The sequence below is a fragment of the Actinomadura physcomitrii genome (genome assembly GCF_008923205.2).
In the GTDB taxonomy this organism is placed as follows: domain Bacteria; phylum Actinomycetota; class Actinomycetes; order Streptosporangiales; family Streptosporangiaceae; genus Spirillospora; species Spirillospora physcomitrii.
This window is the reverse complement of the sequence record NZ_WBMS02000018.1, coordinates 106,534-122,441: the sequence shown is the minus strand read 5'-3', so window position 1 is coordinate 122,441 and position 15,908 is coordinate 106,534. Positions and strand designations below refer to the sequence as shown.

The window sequence follows — 15,908 nt, the reverse complement described above, 5'->3', positions numbered from 1 at the left end:
ACCAAGATCCCGGTCCGGCCGACCAGATCGTGAGGAGGAGAACGCCATGCCGTACGTCATCGCCGCGGCGTGCATCGATGTGATGGACCGCTCCTGCATCGAGGAGTGCCCCGTCGACTGCATCTACGAGGGCGAACGCAAGCTCTACATCAACCCCGCCGAGTGCATCGACTGCGGCGCCTGCGAGCCGGCGTGCCCGGTGTCGGCGATCAGCCAGGACCGGCGGGTGCCCGCCGACCAGAGCGACTTCGTCGCCGACAACGCCCGCTTCTTCGACGCGCCGCTGCCCGGCCGCGACGAGCCCCTCGGCATGGCCGGGGGCGCGGGCGCCGTCGGCCCGGTCGGTGTCGACACCGAGCTCGTCGCCGCGTACGAGGCCGGCTGATGCTGGACGGGATGCCGCTGATCGACGTGCACCTGCACGCCGCCCGCCTGCCCACCCTCAAGCCGGCGTGGAAGCAGTGGGCGCACGACTTCGGCGACAACACGGTGCTGGAGCGCGTCTACGACGGCTCCGGCACCGTCGTCCCCGAACGGTTCGACGCCTACCTGGCAGAGGAGGGCGTGGACGTCGCGCTGCTGCTGTCGGAGTACAGCCCCAAGGCCACCGGCATCCAGCCCATCGAGGACCTTCTCCCGCTGACCGCCCACAACCCGTCCCGGGTCAAAGCGATCGCCAACATCAACCCGCACCTGCACTACCCGATCGAGGAGGAACTGCAGCGGCAGATCGACCTCGGCGCGGTGGCCTGCAAGCTGCATCCGGTGCACGCCGGTGTGGCGGCCAACGACCGCGGCCTTTATCCCGCCTACGAGCTGTGCCAATCGGCCGGGATCCCGCTGGTCGTGCACTGCGGCACCAGCACCTTCCCCGGCTCGTCCAACCGGTTCGCCGACCCGGTACTGCTCGACGACGTCCTGCGCGACTTCCGCCGCCTGGACATCGCGCTCGCCCACGGCGGACGCGGCTGGTGGTACGACGCGGCGGCGTTCATGGCGCTGTCCAACGAACACGTGTGGATCGAGCTGTCCGGCCTGCCGCCGTCCCGGTTGCGCGAGTACTACGCCAAGCACAACTGGAACCGCCTCACCCGCCGCATGATCTTCGGCACCGACTGGCCGGGCGTCCCCGGCATCGCCCGCAACGCCCGCGCCGTCGCCGCCCTGTGCCCCGACGAGGAGACCGCCGCGCTGGTGCTGGCCGGGAACGCCGCCCGCGTCTACAACCTGAAACCGGAGATCTGATGGCGATCTACGCCCTCGGCGACCTGGCGCCGCAGATCCATCCCGACGCGTTCGTCCACCCGGACGCGACGGTGATCGGCGCGGTGAGAATCGAGGCCGGATCGTCGGTATGGCCCGCGGCGGTGCTGCGCGGCGACTACGGACGCATCGAGATCGGCGAGGCGACCTCCGTCCAGGACGGCACCGTGCTGCACACCACCGAGGACTGGCCGACGCTCATCGGCGACCGCTGCGTCATCGGCCACAACGCCCACCTCGAAGGATGCGTGATCGGCGACGACTGCCTCATCGGCTCCGGCTCGATCGTGCTGAACCGCGCGGTCGTCGCGTCCGGGGGAGCGGTCGGCGCCGCCGCCCTGGTCCCCGAGGACGCCCGCGTCCCCGCCGGGCACATCGCGCTCGGCGTTCCGGCCAAGCCGCGACCAGCACCGGACCTGGCCGAATGGGTCGCCGAAGCGGTCGGACTGTATGAGGACATGGCCGCCCGTTACCGCACCGACCTGCGCCGCATCGGCTGAAAGGACACCATGCACGAGACCGTCGCCGTCGTCGGCGCGGGAACGATGGGCGCCGGCATCGCCCAAGTCGCCGCCCTCGCCGGACACCCCGTCGTCGTTCTGGACGCGGCCCCCGGCGCCGCCGACCGCGCCATCGCCGGCATCCGCGACCAGGTCACGAAGCTGGTGGCGCGCGGGAAGATCGACGCCGACCCCGACGCCCTCGACCTGACCGCCGCCGGCTCCCTGGAGGCGCTGGCGCCCGCCCGGATCGTCATCGAGGCGATCGTCGAAGACCTGGCCGCCAAGCGTTCCCTGTTCACCGATCTCGAGCGGGTCGTCGCGCCCGGCTGCGTCCTGGCCAGCAACACCTCGTCGCTGTCGCCCACCGCGATCGCGGCCGGGGCCGCCCGTCCCGAACGCATCCTCGGACTGCACTTCTTCAACCCGGTGCCGCGCATGCGGCTGGTCGAGGTGATCGCCGGTTCCGACACCGCCCCAGAGGTCGCGGACCAGGCGGCCGACCTGGTCACCGGATGGGGCAAGACCGTCGTCCGCGCCGCGCCCACCCCCGGGTTCATCGTCAACCGCGTCGCCCGGCCCTTCTACGCCGAAGCCTGGCGGCTGCTGGCCGAGCAGGCCGCCCCGCCGGAGACCATCGACGCCGTCCTCACCGGCGCGGGCGGGTTTCCCATGGGGCCCTTCGCGCTCATGGACCTGATCGGCCACGACGTCAACGAGGCCGTCACCCGCTCGGTGTGGACCGCCTTCGGCCACGACCCGCGCTTCGAACCCTCACGCGCGCAACGCGACCTGGTAGAGGCAGGACGCCTCGGACGCAAGACCGGCCGCGGTACCTACCACCATGGACCTGACAGCCGGCCGGCCGTTGCCGCGGCCGTGCCGCCGCGACCCGCACCGCCCAAAGCGATCGACCACAGCGCCACCGACCTGCGCGCCCTCATCGCCCGCACCGGCGCCCCGATCGTCGACGGTTACCACGACACCGGCACGATCGAACTGCCGAGCGGTTCCGTGCTGGTGCGCAGCACCGGTGTCAGCGCGACCGAGCTGGCCGGCCGGCACGGTGTCCCGGTGATCGTCGTGGACCGGGCGCTCGACGACGCCACCGCCACCGCGATCGCCATCGCGTCCAGCGACGGCTGCCCCGCCGACGCGCTCCACGAGGCGACCGGCCTGCTCCAAGCCGCCGGCCTCGCCGTCCACGTCATCGACGACGCGCCCGGCCTCATCGTCACCCGCACCGTCGCCATGCTGGTCAACCTCGCCGCCGACGCCCTGTACCAAGGCGTCGCCGACGCCGCCGACATCGACACCGCGATGCGCCTGGGAGCGAACCACCCGCTCGGCCCGCTCACCTGGGGCGACCGCTGGGGCGCCGACACCGTGCACACCATCCTGACCAACCTTCAGCACGGCTACGGCGACCCGCGCTACCGTCCGAGCCCGCTACTGCGCCGCCGCGCCCTTTCCGGAGGACGATTCGCATGACCCTGACCCAGGTCCGCCGCGAGGACCACGTCTGGTGGATCGGCCTGGACCGGCCGTCCAAGCACAACGCCCTCGACCAGGCGATGGTCGACGAGCTGGACACCGTGCTGGCCGAAGCCCGCCGCCACCCGAGTGTCCTGATCGTCCACTCGACCACCCCCGGCGTCTTCGCCGCCGGCGCCGACATCGCCGAACTGCGCGACCGCGACGCCGACGCCGCGCTGCTGGCCATCAACGCCGGGCTCTTCGAACGCCTCGAAGCCCACCGCTGGCCCACCATCGCGCTCATCGACGGCCCCGCCCTCGGCGGCGGCTGCGAACTCGCCCTCGCCTGCGACTTCCGCATCGCCTCGCCCAACGCGGTGTTCGCCCAACCGGAACTGTCCCTCGGCATCATCGCCGGCGCCGGCGCGAACTGGCGGCTGCCGCAGCTGGTCGGCCTGGCCACCGCGCGCCGCATGCTCTACGCCGGAGCCCGCCTCGACGCCCGCGAAGCGCTCACCGCCGGCCTCGTCGACGAGGTCGTCGACGACGCCGCGTCCCTACCCGAACGCGGCAGAGCGCTGGCCGGCACCATCGCCAAGCGCTCCTGGCGCGCCCTGGAACTGACCAAGCTCGCACTGCGCAGCAGACGCCCCGCCACCACCACCTTCGACATCGCCGCACAAGCCCTGCTGTTCGACGGCGAGGACAAGCACACCCGCATGACGGCCTTCCTGGAGCGGAGAAACCGATAACGCCCGTACTGCGCAGCCACACCCACGACACCTGGCGCTGAACGACGTTCTCGACCTGCCTTGGTCGAGCCGTCCGGCCAGATCAAGAACGAAGCCGCCCCGGCCAGGCCGCGGTCGGGGCGGGCGCTCGCGAGGCCGCTACGGGGGCGTCGCGTCGAGACCCGTCGACAGGTCGGGTACGGAGCACCTTGAGCCAGTGCTCGATCACGTCGGCGGGATGATCCACGCTGAGCATGGTGTGCCGTACATGACCGTGCACATCCACGGGATCGGCGGCCCGATGCCGAGCCACACCGTCAGCAGCGCCGCGGTGCCCAGGACGGGGGCGCCAGGCCGCTGACGCCGACGATCCCGGCGGATGAGGGACGCCGCGGCCGATCCGCCGAAGCAAAGTCCACAAACTGTTGACGATACTCAAGAAGAGTGTATAACTTCACGGCATGAGGCTCTCCAAGGCAGCCATCCCCCTCGGTCATGCCTGGTCATCGCCGTTCGCCCGGTGGCAGGGCCCGCTGGCGAACGTGAACGCGATCGACCTGGCCGTCGAGGTGGCCGGTCGGGCGCTGAAAGACCGGAACATCGATCCGGAAACCATCACCTACCTGGCGGCGGGAGCGACGATCCCGCAGGCCGGCTCGTTCTATCTGGTCCCCGGGATCGCCGCGCGGCTCGGCTTCGCCGGCGTGACCGGACCGGCCATCTCGCAGGCCTGCGCGACGTCCGCCGCGACGATCCAGGCGGCGGCGGTCCAGGTCGAGACCGGCGCCCATGACCTGGCGCTCGCCGTCACCACCGACCGCACCAGCAACGGCCCCACCATGGTCTATCCCGTGCCGTCCAGGCCGGGCGGGGCCCCGGTGACCGAGCACGGGGTGCTGGACCCCATCGCCCGCGATCCCGCGACCGGGCAGTCGATGCTGGACACGGCGGAGAACGTCGCCGCCGAGGCCGGCTACGCCAAAGAGGAACTCGACGAGGTCGCCCTGCTCCGCTACGAGCAGTACCGCGCCGGGCACGGCGTCCGGGCCCGCGTGCTGGTCGAGGTCGACATCCCCGGCCGCAAGTCCTCGGTGGTGCTGCGGGAGGACCACGGCATCCACGACACCACGGCCGAGGGCCTGGCCAAGCTGGGGCCGGCGAGGCCGGGGGGAGTGGTGAGCTTCGGCACGCAGACGCATCCCGCCGACGGCACGGCCGGGACCGTGGTCGCCTCGCTGGAACGCGCGCGCGAACTCGGCGCGGGAGTGGCGCAGATCCTGTCGGTGAACTACGCCCGGGTCGAAGCGGCGCACATGCCCAAGGCGCCCGTCCCCGCGGCGCTGGCCGCGCTCCGCGACGCCGAGATGACGATCGAGGACGTGGACGTGGTCGCCACCCACAACCCGTTCGCCGTGAACGACCTCTACTTCTCCCGGGAGACGGGTTTCCCGCTGGACCGTATGAATCCCGCCGGTTGCAGCCTCGTTTACGGGCATCCGCAGGGGCCCACCGGCGCGCGGGCCGTCGCCGAGCTGATCGAGGTCCTTCGCGAGAGGGGCGGCGGCGTGGGGCTGTTCACCGGCTGCGCCGCCGGTGACACCGCCGGGGCGCTCGTGCTCCGTGTGACGGACTGACGACGGGCGGAGATTCGTGATGCAACTGTTCGCGACCCCCGACACGCGGGCGGAGCGCCACCCCGGCGGTTCGATCGTCCTGGAATCCGGGCTGCCGCTCGGCCCGGTCGCCGGGAACATGGCCGTGCCTTTCCGCGAGGGCGTCCTCGCTCACCCCGACCGGTTGCTCGTGGCCGAGCGGGACGGGGCCGCATGGCGGCGGGTGACCTGGGGCGAGGCGGGCCGTCTCGTGGACGGGCTGGCGCAGGCGCTGATCGACCGGGACGCCGCCGGACGCCCGGTGATGATCCTTTCGGGCAATTCGGTGGAGCATCTGCTGCTGACCCTGGCCTGCTTCACCGTGGGGTCGCCCGCGGTGCCCGTCAGCACCGCCTACTCGCTGCTCGACCCGGCCTTCACCAAGCTGCGCGCCATGACGGCCCTGGTGAAGCCGGCCGTGATGTTCGCCGACGACCCCCCGGCGTACGCGGGCGCGCTCGAAGTGGTCGGCGCGCAGGCGATCAGCGGCCGGGACGAACTGCACAGGTGGGCGCGTACCACGCCCACCTCCGCGGTGGCGGAACGCGCCGCCTCGGTGGGTCCGGACACCATCGCCAAGATCCTTTTCACGTCGGGGTCGACCGGCCTGCCCAAGGGCGTCGTCAACACGCACCTGATGCTGTGCTCGAACCAGGCCATGCTGCGGCGGATCTGGCCGTTCCTCGCCGACGAGCCACCGGTGATGCTGGACTGGCTGCCCTGGAGCCACACCTTCGGCGGCAACCACAACCTCGGGCTCGCCATCGCCAACGGCGGGAGCCTCTACATCGACGACGGCCGACCGGGCCCCGACGCGGTGAAGCGCACCGTCGCCAACCTCGCCGAGGTCCGCCCGACCGTGTACTTCAACGTGCCGGCCGGTTATGCCTCGCTGCTGCCCCACCTGGATGGCGACCGGGAGTTCGCCGAGGCGTTCTTCTCCCGGATGCGCTTCGTGTTCTTCGCCGCCGCCGCGCTGCCTCAGCAGGTGTGGGACGGCATCGGGAAGGTGGCCGCCTCCGTCGGCGCGCAGGCCGTCATGACGACCTCCTGGGGAGCTACGGAAACGGCGCCCGCCGCCACGTCGGCTTACTACGCCTCGGGGCGCAGCGACTGCATCGGCGTGCCGCTTCCCGGCGTGTCGATCAAGCTCGCTCCGGTGGGGCCCAAGCTCGAGATCCGGGTGAAGGGCCCGTCCGTCACGCCCGGCTACTACGAGAACCCGGAGAAGACCAGGGAGGCGTTCGACGAGGAGGGCTACTACCGCACCGGTGACGCCGTCCGGCCGGTCGACGAGGACGACCCCGGCAGGGGGCTGGTGTTCGACGGCCGCATCAACGAGGACTTCAAGCTGTCCAGCGGCACCTGGGTGAGCGTCGGAACCCTTCGCCCGGCGCTGCTGAGCGCTTGCGACGGGCTGGTCGCCGACGCGGTCCTCACCGGGCAGGACCGGGACTGCGTCGGCGCTCTCGTCTGGCTGAACCAGGCCAAGGCGCGGACTCTCGCCGGCGGCGGGACGCCGGCGGAGGCGGCGGCGGTCCGCGACGCGCTCGCCGGCGCCCTCCGGCGGCTGAACGGCGACGGCGCGGGCAGCTCGCGCCGCATCGCCCGGATCCTGATCCTGGAGGAGGCCGCCTCCCTGGCCCATGGCGAGATCACCGACAAGGGCTACATCAACCAGCGCGCGGTCCTCGACCGGCGAGCGGAGCTCGTGGAACTGCTGCACGCCGACCCGGCGGACCCGGCGGTGATCCTCCCGGCTCCCGGCTGAGGCATCGGCCCGGGCGGACGATCTCCGCCCGGACCGCAGCGCCCTTCGCGGGGCGCTGTTCTCTCCGCATCGGCTCCGCTCCGAGGCGGCCGAGGATCCGCTTCCGCCGTCCCTGGTGCCAGATGACAGCGGGGACTTCGCGCGGCCCCGAGCCGGTGGACGGGGCGCTCCGGGCTGAACGACCGACTGGCGCCCTCCGGGGCGGAGCCCGGTCATGTCCTCGATTGACCGCCGCCGCCTCAAGCGCATCGATCTGAACAGGAAGTTCGCATGAAACGAAGTGACAACCGCGCCGGCATCGGCCCGGCAGTGAACCGTCGAGGCTTCCTCGGTGCGGCGGCCGCGATACCGCTCATCACCGCGGCCGCGCCCACCGCGTCGGCGGCGTCCCGGCGGTCCACCGCAGCCGACCCCGACCTGAGGGGTCTGGCCGCCCCCGGACACGAGGAACAGCCCACCCGCATGACGGACTTCCTGGAGCGAAAAGACCGATGACACCCGTACTGCGCAGCTACACCCACGACACCTGGCAGGACGGCAACGGACCGACCAAACCCCTGCTGGACGCCGCCACCGGCGAGACCGTCGCGCTGCTGCCCGCCACCGGACCCGACCCCGCCGCCATGCTGGCCCACGCCCGCCAGGTCGGCGGCCCCGCCCTGCGCGCCCTCACCTTCACCCAGCGCGCCGCCATCCTCAAGGACCTGTCCAAGTACCTGCGCGGCCATCTGGAGGAGTTCGCGGCGCTCAGCACCCGCACCGGCGCCACCCGCCGCGACACCGCCGTGGACGTCGACGGGGGCATCGGCACCCTCGCCGTCTACGCGAGCATGGGCGCCCGCGAGCTCCCGGACGCGACCGTCCTGCCCGACGGGGACACCGAGCCGCTCGGCCGCGGCGGCACCTTCGCCGGACGGCACGTGCTCACCCCGCGGCTCGGCGCGGCGGTGCAGATCAACGCGTTCAACTTCCCCGTCTGGGGCATGCTGGAGAAGTTCGCCCCGGCCTTCCTCGCCGGGATGCCGTCGGTGGTCAAGCCCGCCGGGCAGAGCGCCTACCTCACCGAACTCGTCGTCCGCCGCATCATCGAATCCGGTCTTCTCCCCGAAGGCGCCCTCTCGCTCCTGTGCGCCGGCCCCGCCGGGCTCGTCGACGCCCTCACCCCGCAGGACACCCTCGGCTTCACCGGCTCGGCCGCCACCGCCCTCGCCCTGCGCACCCACCCCGTGGTCGCCGGCCGGTCCGTCCCGTTCAACGCCGAGGCCGACTCGCTCAACTGCTCCATCCTCGGACCCGACGTTTCCCCCGACGACCCGGAATTCGCCCTGTTCGCCGACCAGCTCGTCACCGAGATGACCGTCAAGGCCGGCCAGAAGTGCACCGCGATCCGCCGCGCGCTCGTCCCCGCCGCCCTCGCCGACACCGTCGCCGACGCGGTCACCGCGCGGCTGCGCGCGGTGGTCGTCGGTCATCCCGGCCACGAGGGCGTGGACATGGGCCCGGTCGTCAGCCTCGCCCAGCGCGACGAAGTGCGCGAAGCCGTCGCCCGCCTGGAGGCCGACGCCAAGCTGATCTTCGGCGACCCGGAGGAGATCGGCGTCGTGGGGGCGGACCCCGGCAAGGGGGCCTTCATCTCCCCGATCCTGCTGCGCTGCGACGACCCCGCGGCCGTCGCGCCGCACGAGGTCGAAGCGTTCGGCCCCGTCAGCACACTGCTGCCCTACACCGGGCTCGACCAGGCGGCCGAGATCGCCGCCCGGGGGGAGGGCAGCCTCGCGGGATCGATCGTCACCGCCGACGACCACGTCGCACGGACGCTGATCACGGCGCTCGCGCCCTGGCACGGCCGGCTGCTCGTGCTGAACCGGCACGACGCCGCCGAGTCGACCGGCCATGGCGTCGCCATGCCCCAGCTGGTCCACGGCGGACCCGGCCGAGCGGGCGGGGGAGAGGAACTCGGCGGCCTGCGCGCCGTCGAGCACCACCTGCGCCGCACCGCGATCCAGGCGCACCCCGGCCTGCTCGCGGACCTCGCCTGACCGGCCCCGGGGTTCCGCCGCCGAAACGGTGTCGGAACCCCGGGCGTCCGTCAATCCTCTTCGACCAGACTCGCCCAGTGCTTCTGGGCCGGCCCATGCCAGGCTTGATGAAGGTCCCTGAAAACGTTGGCGGCGCGCAGCCCGATCCAGTGCGCCGGCAGCAGCTCCAGCGGCAGTTGCGGATCGAGCTGCGGGAACCGCCGCCAATGGTCCACCAGCCGGATCTGCGCCAGCAGCACCTGCTCGCCGGGCTCGGGCCGCATCCCGGCGAACTCGCCGAGGAAACCGTCGTAGGCCGCCGCCAGATCACCCAGATGCCATGCCTGCTCGACCATCGCGCGCTCGGACCCGATACCGGCGAACGGGCCGCAGAACGAGAACACCACCGGCTCCAGCCCGAGCCGTTCCACCACCTGCTTGGCCTCGGCCTCGCGGGACGCGTGCGGACTGATCCACAGGCCCGGCGCGGGGCTGCCGAGCCCCGCCCACGTCAGCCGCGTCCGCAGCTGGTGCCGCAGATCACGCTTGCTCTCCGGGACGCTGGCCAGCAGCACCAGCCACCGGCCGTCCCACGAATCGCGGTCGCGCCCGAACCCGTAGATGCGCTCGGCGCCCTCGGCCAGCAGCGTCCGGCCGTGCCCGGTCAGCCTCCAGCGGACCCGCCGCCCGGAGCGTTCCGACTCGATCCACCCGCCGCCCGCCATCCGGTTCAGCGCCTGCCGCGCGGACTTCTCCTCGACCCCCAGCCCGCCCAGGACCCGCAGAAGCGTCGATGTCCACACCGGCCGATCCTGCGGCAGCAGGTACTCGCCGAACACGGTGACCAGAAGTGATCGCGCGCTCGTCGCACCGGCCTGCCGGCGGTGCGAGTACGACGGTACGGTCTCGGTCTCATCGCTGCTGGACATGGGCGGCAGGGGGCTCCTCGGGCCGGGAACTCTCCAGGATAATCGAGGCCGGAATCGGCGGCCGACGAGCGCTGCCGATCAGCGCAGCCCGCCGGTGGCGTCGACCACGGCACCGGTCACCCACCCGGAGTCGTCCGAGCACAGCATCATGACCGCGCCGGCGACGTCGTCCGGCGTTCCGAGCCGCTTCATGGCGTTGGACCCGGCCATCGCCTCGATCGCACGCGGCGAGGTCGTCGCGTGCAGCAACTCGGTGTCGGTCGCGCCCGGACGCACGACATTGACGGTCACACCGCGTTTCGCGACCTCCTTCGCCGCGACCCGAGCCGCCGCCTCCAGGCCCGCCTTCGCGGCGGCGTACGTGCTCTGCCTGGCCGGCGCGACCTCCGCTGCCGCGCTCGAGAGCAGGACGACACGGCCGCCATCGGCGACCCGGCGCGCGGCCTCCCGCAACGTCAGCAGGGCGGAACGCAGGTTCAACCGCAACGCGGCGTCGATCGACTCTTCGGAGAGCTCGGTGATACGCGGAAAGTCCCAGCCTCCGACGCAATGCACGACGACCCGGAGGGGGCCGAGTTCCTCCGCGACGTCGAAGGACCGCACGACACCCGCGTCGGTCGAGGCATCGGCCTCCACGACGACCGCCGTGCCGCCCGCCTCTTGGATCTCCCGAGCCAGCGTCCGGGCGCGCTCCGGTCGCCGCAGACAGCCGATGGCGACCGCGTGTTCGCGCGCCAGCCGGCGGCTCACCGCGGATCCGATGCCTCCCGCTCCGCCGAAGACCAACGCGCCCACGATCCCTCACCCCTAAAATATGCTACGAAATTCTTGCGAAGCGTATCATCTGAGTAGAGTTAAAGGGCGCTCGCGGCGAGACGGATCTGATGGTCGGGTCTCGGTGGAGGATGGCGATCGCGTACCTGGAGAGTCCAACGGAGGAAGCTCTCCGGCGGTCTCGTACATGCCGACGTAGACGTTCTTGGCGTCGGTCGGGTCATGCGACGCGAAGGTCCGGGCGTTGCGCCAGAACCGGTCGAGCCGGTACTTGTTCGATGTGCTGCGGGCGCCGGTCAGTTCATGCACGGTGGACGCGACCGCGAGTGACGCCTCAACGCATGCCACCTTGGTGCGGAAGCCGTCGACCGTGGCGGCGACGGCGGCGGAGTCCGCGCCGTCGAGGTGCTCGACGGTGTCGGCCGTCGCGTACAGCAGCGCGCGCGAGGCCGTGAGCCGGCTGGAGGCCGCACCGATGCGGCGGAGGACGAGCGGGTCCTCGACCGCGGTGCCGAACTGGGGCAGCGTCCCGCGCTTCAACGTGCGGACGTGGTCCACCATCGCGTCGAGGGCACCGTCGCCGATGCGCCCGCGTGCAGCAGCATCACCGCGCCGAAGAGCACCGGCGACGGCGGGTCGGGATCGGGGCCACCGCTCCACTCGGTGAGCTCCGAGAACCACAGCGAGGTCATGATCTCGACCATCGAGGCGCTGGAGGCCTGGTGGCCTCCGACCTTGATCCCGCTGGTGTTGGGCCGTCCGTGGTTGGCGGCGTCGACGATCGCGGTCGACAGCCAGCGCACCTTCTGAGCGACTTCCCCAGCACGGCGGTCCGGGAGGCCGTCCGGGGCTCGGCGAACTGCGTCATCGTCGGGCTCCGTCTGCTGCTGCCATCGAGAGGGTCATGATCGACATCCTGGTGCGGCTCCTGGTGGACTCGTTCTCCAAGCGCAGCGCGGCGTTCTGGCGAAAGTGGGCTGCCCAGTTCGAGGCCCACCGCCAAGAGCTGATCGCCGCCTCCCGCAGTCGCGACGAGGAGCGCGCGGTCAAGGCCATGCGCGCGTATCTGGGCGGTCACCAGGAGCGGATCGCGGCCGAGAGCACCCTGTCCGAGGCCAAGCTCTCCGACCGAGAGGTGCTGCGCATCATCCATGCGGACGCGGAGATGGCGAGCTGACGAACGTCCGCTCCACGGTTCCACGTGACAGGGGCCGGCGGTCGCGCGCGACGCGGGTCGCCGACCACGGCACGCGAATCCTGACGGGTCGAGCGGGTTCAGTCCTTACATCACCGTGACGGTCCCGGCGGTGCCGTCGACCTTGATGGCGGTTCCGGTGCGGATGCGGTCGGTCGCGCCGGTGCACGAGACGACACAAGGGATACCGAGCTCGCGGCTGACGATGGCGGAATGGCTCAGCGGGGCGCCGACGTCGACCACGACGGCGGCGGCCGAGACGAACAGCGGCGTCCAGGAGGGATCGGTCGCGGGCGCCACCAGGATCTCACCCGGCAGCAGCTCGTCGGCCTCGGCGGGGTCGAGGATGACGCGTGCGGGCCCGACCGCGGTACCGGTGCAGCCGGACGCGCCCGAGAGGGTCTCGCCGGGCGCGGCGACCGCCGGCTCCGCAGCCGAGTCGTCGCGGCGCGCCCAGGTGCTCGGCGGCGGCGGATCGCCCACCAGGACGAACGGCGGCACGAGCCGCTCGAACTCGCGTACCCGCTTCCAGCGCTCCGCGATGACGTCCCGGAAGGCCGCGGGGTCGGCGACGAAACGGGGGAATTCCTCGCGCGTCACCATGCCCAGGTCGGCCGTGCCGTCGATGTGCCCGTCGCGGGCGAACCGGCTCGCCAGCTCGTGCAGGGCGACCTTCGGTTCGCCGATCATGCGGACGATCGCCGTCTTGCTCCGCTCGCGGGCGGGCAGGAAGACGTGCGCGGCATGCAGGGCGGCCTCGAACCCGCCGAGCGCCTCCTGATCGCCGGCCAGCGCCGCGCGGACCGCCTCGACGGCATCGTTGCGCTCCCCGATGAGCCGCCGGGACTTCAGCTTCGGCGAGTCGCCGTCCCCGCGCAGCCGCATCCCGCCGATCGACGCCAGCGCCAGTGCGGGTTCGGTCTCCCAGGTCGGTGTGGTCAGGTCCCACTCGTTGACCGCCCGGGACCCGTACTCGTACAGGAACGCGTCGAAGTCGGCCACGAACCTCTTGGCGTCCGGATGGTCCGAGGCCCGCAGCCTGGCGTCGAGGCCGGCGACGCCCTGGTCGAACTGCCGGGTGAGCTCCGCCGAGGCCGCCACGGTGCGGCCCAGATCCCACATCGCCTGCGAGGGGGCGGCGGAGTCGATGCCACCGATTCCGCTGATCAGCGGCGTCAGCAGGTCCGGCCGTCCGATTCCCGTCACCGTCTGCTGCAGCGCGCCGAGCGGGACCGAGGCGCAGTAGATGAGGAAGAAGTGGGTGCCGAGCCAGTCGACCGTGTAGGTCTCGTGGACGCCGAAGGCGTGCTCGGCGAGCTCGGCGTTGGACATCGCGGACAGGTTCGGACGTTCGGCCCGCAGCCTCGCCGCGGTCGCGCGGTAGTCGTCGACGTCGGGAACGTCGTCGGTCGACATCACCCAGGCGATCGTCTCCGCCATGCGCCGGGTGTGCACCGGGCTCTCGTCCCCGGGCTGCGGCCGGTACGGCGGGATCCCGGGCTGCTCCCCGAAGTAGGAGTAGTCGACCAGGTCGGGATTGCTGCCGGGCATCCGGACGCCCATGACCCGCGAGACCGACACGTTGAGGTATCCGTACCCGCCGAAGATGGCCGTCATCTCGTCGCGGTCGGCGGCGAACTCCTCGCGGTCGAACGCGCCGAACCGGACCAGACCCTCGCGCCAGCCCATCTCGGCGCTCCGCCAGGTGTCGTTGGTCGAGGACAGCGGCGGGACGATACCGGGGAACACCTCGGCGATATTGGCCCTGGTGTAGATCGGGTACCGCTTGCTCGCGGGGCGATCGCAGATCCAGGGCTCGTCGACTCTGCTCATGGCGCCTCTCGGCTCGGTTCGGTTCATTGCGGTTCGGTGAGACGTATGCGGTGCGTGATCCGGGTGAATTACGCGGTCATGGCGCCGCCGTTCCTTCCGTTCCCGCCTTCAGGACGGGATCGAGGCGGCCGAGCAGTGTCATCCAGTCGGCGGACGAGTTGATCTCGGAGCAGAAGTTGGTCTCGACGATGACGCCCTCGATGCCGGCGGCAGCCGCCTCGCGCACCCGCTCGGCCACCTCCTCGACCGTCAGGCGCTTGCCCGCGGTCGACTGCAGGGCCACCCGGTAGATGACGCCGACGGGCGGTCTCCCTTCGGCGCGCATCGCGTTGATCTCGCCGACCGTGTCCACCACCTGCGGGATCGGCATCGACCCCGGGTTCCAGAGGTCGAAGAGCCGGGCGGTGCGGGCCAGGCCCTGCCGGGACCACATGCCGGACATCAGGCGCGGGGCCGACACCGGCTTGGGACGCACGATCGAACGGGGGATGTCGAAGAACTCCCCCTTGTGCTCTACCGGGTCCTCTCCCCAGCAGGCCAGGAGCGCGGGGACGAAGTCGTCCATCCGGCGCCCGCGGGTCCGCGGGTCCACGCCGGCGGCTTCGTGCTCTTCCACCGACCAGCCGACCCCGAGACCGACCGTGGTCAGCCGGCCGTCGCTGAGCCGGTCGATGGTCGCCAGCCGCTGGGCCAGCTGGGCCGGCCAGTGGTTGCCGCCGACGAGGACGCTCGTGCCCAGCTCGATCCGCGACGTCCAGGTCGCGACGGCCGCGAGCGTCTCCGTCGGCCCGAAGACGGACTGGTACACCTCCGGCTGGGCCGCCGCGCTTCCGCCGTACTCGCCCCGCTGCTCCAGCGCGTAGAGGAAGTGGTCCTGCACCCAGAGGTGCGCGAAGCCCATCCGCTCGGCCTCCCGTGCGAAGTCGCGGATGAGCGGGCCGCTGACGTGCGGTCCCAGCTGGGGGAGTACGAGCCCGACCCTGGTGCCCGTCACGACGTGCCCCTGGAGTCCAGGACCACGCGCTTGATGCGGGTCAGGCGGGTCCGCGAGATCTTCCAGGCACCGTCTTCCTTGCGGTATTCCTCGGTGTAGTGGCCGTAGCCGGTATGGGAGTCGTAATCGCTGTCCGGCGGGGTTTCCACCAGGTCGAACATCGGCCAGATGGCGCGCGCCGACGTGTCGTCGATGATCTCGATCTCCGGGGTGTGCCCGTGGTGCACCGAGGTCGCGCCCTCGAAGTGCCTGGCGGCGGACGCGACGAACTCCTCGCGGGTCATCGGTCTGCTCGTCGACTCGGCGAAGTCGATCCGCAGGTCCGCGGTGAACAGGCCGGCGAACTCGTCCCACAGCTTGAGATCCACGGCCCGGAAGTAGCGGGCCTTGAGCCGCCTGATCTCCTCGATGGCGGCCAGCCGCCGGACCGTCTGCTCGAGTGACTCCTCCATGGGACTGCCCTTCATCGACGGGGTGGTGCGGGCCCTCATGAAGGAGCGTAGAAATGAAAAACACTAGTTGTCAACTATTTGTCGTCCAAGTATAGTGAGCGGCCGAGATGGACCGGTAGCCCGACCAGGTTCTGTACGGATCGGGTGTGATGACGCTGCAGCGGCAGACGAGCGCGCCCGGCAGCCCGGTACCTGTGACCGCCGATATTCTTTGTTGCTAGAGCAAATGGAGATGAGGGCATGGTCGACATCGGCTTCGACAGGCTCTTCGAGAGGGCTTCACGGTCCGGCGGGTGGCGGGTCTGGAGCCGGAGGTGCGC

General features: G+C 71.5%; 18 protein-coding genes. 11 read left to right on the top strand and 7 right to left on the bottom strand.

What is annotated here, in order from left to right:
* Positions 1–46: 46 nt before the first annotated feature.
* The 10 genes from fdxA (at position 47) to paaZ (ending at position 9,432) form a co-directional block, all read left to right on the top strand.
* Complete coding sequence (gene fdxA, locus F8568_RS23340; protein WP_151595800.1) at positions 47–385, top strand: ferredoxin; 339 nt, start codon at positions 47–49, stop codon at positions 383–385.
* The gene (locus F8568_RS23335; RefSeq protein ID WP_151595799.1) at positions 385–1,245 is read left to right on the top strand and encodes an amidohydrolase family protein; all 861 of its coding nucleotides are present in this window, start codon (positions 385–387) and stop codon (positions 1,243–1,245) included. The genes fdxA and F8568_RS23335 overlap by 1 nt, the downstream gene beginning before the upstream one ends.
* On the top strand, positions 1,245–1,763 hold the full coding sequence (locus F8568_RS23330) for a gamma carbonic anhydrase family protein (protein WP_151595798.1): 519 nt from the start codon (positions 1,245–1,247) through the stop codon (positions 1,761–1,763). The genes F8568_RS23335 and F8568_RS23330 overlap by 1 nt, the downstream gene beginning before the upstream one ends.
* Before the next feature lie 9 nt (positions 1,764–1,772).
* Positions 1,773–3,254 carry a 3-hydroxyacyl-CoA dehydrogenase gene (locus tag F8568_RS23325; protein ID WP_151595797.1) on the top strand — a complete coding sequence of 494 codons (1,482 nt, stop codon included), beginning with the start codon at positions 1,773–1,775 and terminating at the stop codon, positions 3,252–3,254.
* Complete coding sequence (locus F8568_RS23320; protein ID WP_151595796.1) at positions 3,251–3,991, top strand: enoyl-CoA hydratase/isomerase family protein; 741 nt, start codon at positions 3,251–3,253, stop codon at positions 3,989–3,991. The genes F8568_RS23325 and F8568_RS23320 overlap by 4 nt, the downstream gene beginning before the upstream one ends.
* 196 nt (positions 3,992–4,187) lie before the next feature.
* The gene (locus F8568_RS23315; RefSeq protein WP_160573727.1) at positions 4,188–4,331 is read left to right on the top strand and encodes a hypothetical protein; all 144 of its coding nucleotides are present in this window, start codon (positions 4,188–4,190) and stop codon (positions 4,329–4,331) included.
* 100 nt (positions 4,332–4,431) lie between these two features.
* Entirely contained in the window at positions 4,432–5,604 is a 1,173-nt protein-coding gene (locus F8568_RS23310) for a thiolase family protein (protein ID WP_151595795.1), read from the top strand.
* Positions 5,605–5,623: 19 nt separating this feature from the next.
* The gene (locus F8568_RS23305) at positions 5,624–7,393 is read left to right on the top strand and encodes a feruloyl-CoA synthase (RefSeq protein WP_151595794.1); all 1,770 of its coding nucleotides are present in this window, start codon (positions 5,624–5,626) and stop codon (positions 7,391–7,393) included.
* A gap of 270 nt (positions 7,394–7,663) precedes the next feature.
* The gene (locus F8568_RS23300; protein ID WP_151595793.1) at positions 7,664–7,888 is read left to right on the top strand and encodes a hypothetical protein; all 225 of its coding nucleotides are present in this window, start codon (positions 7,664–7,666) and stop codon (positions 7,886–7,888) included.
* On the top strand, positions 7,885–9,432 hold the full coding sequence (gene paaZ, locus F8568_RS23295; protein ID WP_151595792.1) for a phenylacetic acid degradation bifunctional protein PaaZ: 1,548 nt from the start codon (positions 7,885–7,887) through the stop codon (positions 9,430–9,432). Before F8568_RS23300 ends, paaZ begins: the two co-directional genes overlap by 4 nt.
* A 50-nt stretch (positions 9,433–9,482) precedes the next feature.
* On the opposite strand, the gene F8568_RS23290 is transcribed toward paaZ, so the two are convergent.
* The 4 genes from F8568_RS23290 to F8568_RS46960 all read right to left on the bottom strand — a co-directional run bounded on the left by F8568_RS23290 (position 9,483) and on the right by F8568_RS46960 (position 11,917).
* Complete coding sequence (locus F8568_RS23290) at positions 9,483–10,340, bottom strand: PaaX family transcriptional regulator (RefSeq protein WP_151595791.1); 858 nt, start codon at positions 10,338–10,340, stop codon at positions 9,483–9,485.
* 78 nt (positions 10,341–10,418) lie between these two features.
* Positions 10,419–11,135: an SDR family NAD(P)-dependent oxidoreductase gene (locus F8568_RS23285; RefSeq protein ID WP_160573726.1), complete on the bottom strand. Its 717-nt coding sequence runs from the start codon at positions 11,133–11,135 to the stop codon at positions 10,419–10,421.
* A 45-nt stretch (positions 11,136–11,180) separates the two neighbouring features.
* Positions 11,181–11,675 (bottom strand): acyl-CoA dehydrogenase family protein, encoded by a 495-nt coding sequence (locus tag F8568_RS23280; RefSeq protein ID WP_151595789.1) that lies wholly within the window; start codon positions 11,673–11,675, stop codon positions 11,181–11,183.
* The gene (locus F8568_RS46960) at positions 11,651–11,917 is read right to left on the bottom strand and encodes a hypothetical protein (RefSeq protein ID WP_151595788.1); all 267 of its coding nucleotides are present in this window, start codon (positions 11,915–11,917) and stop codon (positions 11,651–11,653) included. Before F8568_RS46960 ends, F8568_RS23280 begins: the two co-directional genes overlap by 25 nt.
* A gap of 101 nt (positions 11,918–12,018) precedes the next feature.
* Here F8568_RS46960 and F8568_RS23275 point away from each other — a divergent pair, with 101 nt between their 5' ends.
* Positions 12,019–12,291 carry a hypothetical protein gene (locus F8568_RS23275; protein WP_151595787.1) on the top strand — a complete coding sequence of 91 codons (273 nt, stop codon included), beginning with the start codon at positions 12,019–12,021 and terminating at the stop codon, positions 12,289–12,291.
* Between the two features lie 105 nt (positions 12,292–12,396).
* On the opposite strand, the gene F8568_RS23270 is transcribed toward F8568_RS23275, so the two are convergent.
* The 3 genes from F8568_RS23270 to F8568_RS23260 form a co-directional block, all read right to left on the bottom strand.
* Positions 12,397–14,142, bottom strand: a complete 1,746-nt coding sequence (locus tag F8568_RS23270) for a PEP-utilizing enzyme (RefSeq protein ID WP_151595786.1) — start codon at positions 14,140–14,142, stop codon at positions 12,397–12,399.
* A 76-nt stretch (positions 14,143–14,218) separates the two neighbouring features.
* Positions 14,219–15,136, bottom strand: a complete 918-nt coding sequence (locus F8568_RS23265; protein WP_202125255.1) for a TIGR03619 family F420-dependent LLM class oxidoreductase — start codon at positions 15,134–15,136, stop codon at positions 14,219–14,221.
* A complete protein-coding gene (locus F8568_RS23260) occupies positions 15,133–15,588 on the bottom strand; it encodes a nuclear transport factor 2 family protein (protein ID WP_151595785.1) in 456 nt (151 codons plus the stop codon). Before F8568_RS23260 ends, F8568_RS23265 begins: the two co-directional genes overlap by 4 nt.
* Positions 15,589–15,908 lie beyond the last annotated feature (320 nt).

What these genes read in the sequence shown, in the direction of transcription:
- F8568_RS23275 (WP_151595787.1), top strand. Translation starts at nt 12,019, where the DNA reads ATGATCGACATCCTGGTGCGGCTCCTGGTGGACTCGTTCTCCAAGCGC.
- F8568_RS23305 (WP_151595794.1), top strand. Translation starts at nt 5,624, where the DNA reads ATGCAACTGTTCGCGACCCCCGACACGCGGGCGGAGCGCCACCCCGGC.
- F8568_RS23320 (WP_151595796.1), top strand. Translation starts at nt 3,251, where the DNA reads ATGACCCTGACCCAGGTCCGCCGCGAGGACCACGTCTGGTGGATCGGC.
- F8568_RS23330 (WP_151595798.1), top strand. Translation starts at nt 1,245, where the DNA reads ATGGCGATCTACGCCCTCGGCGACCTGGCGCCGCAGATCCATCCCGAC.
- F8568_RS23310 (WP_151595795.1), top strand. Translation starts at nt 4,432, where the DNA reads ATGAGGCTCTCCAAGGCAGCCATCCCCCTCGGTCATGCCTGGTCATCG.
- F8568_RS23335 (WP_151595799.1), top strand. Translation starts at nt 385, where the DNA reads ATGCTGGACGGGATGCCGCTGATCGACGTGCACCTGCACGCCGCCCGC.
- F8568_RS23270 (WP_151595786.1), bottom strand. Translation starts at nt 14,142, where the DNA reads ATGAGCAGAGTCGACGAGCCCTGGATCTGCGATCGCCCCGCGAGCAAG.
- fdxA (WP_151595800.1), top strand. Translation starts at nt 47, where the DNA reads ATGCCGTACGTCATCGCCGCGGCGTGCATCGATGTGATGGACCGCTCC.
- F8568_RS23290 (WP_151595791.1), bottom strand. Translation starts at nt 10,340, where the DNA reads ATGTCCAGCAGCGATGAGACCGAGACCGTACCGTCGTACTCGCACCGC.
- F8568_RS23260 (WP_151595785.1), bottom strand. Translation starts at nt 15,588, where the DNA reads ATGGAGGAGTCACTCGAGCAGACGGTCCGGCGGCTGGCCGCCATCGAG.
- F8568_RS23280 (WP_151595789.1), bottom strand. Translation starts at nt 11,675, where the DNA reads ATGGTGGACCACGTCCGCACGTTGAAGCGCGGGACGCTGCCCCAGTTC.
- paaZ (WP_151595792.1), top strand. Translation starts at nt 7,885, where the DNA reads ATGACACCCGTACTGCGCAGCTACACCCACGACACCTGGCAGGACGGC.
- F8568_RS23325 (WP_151595797.1), top strand. Translation starts at nt 1,773, where the DNA reads ATGCACGAGACCGTCGCCGTCGTCGGCGCGGGAACGATGGGCGCCGGC.
- F8568_RS23300 (WP_151595793.1), top strand. Translation starts at nt 7,664, where the DNA reads ATGAAACGAAGTGACAACCGCGCCGGCATCGGCCCGGCAGTGAACCGT.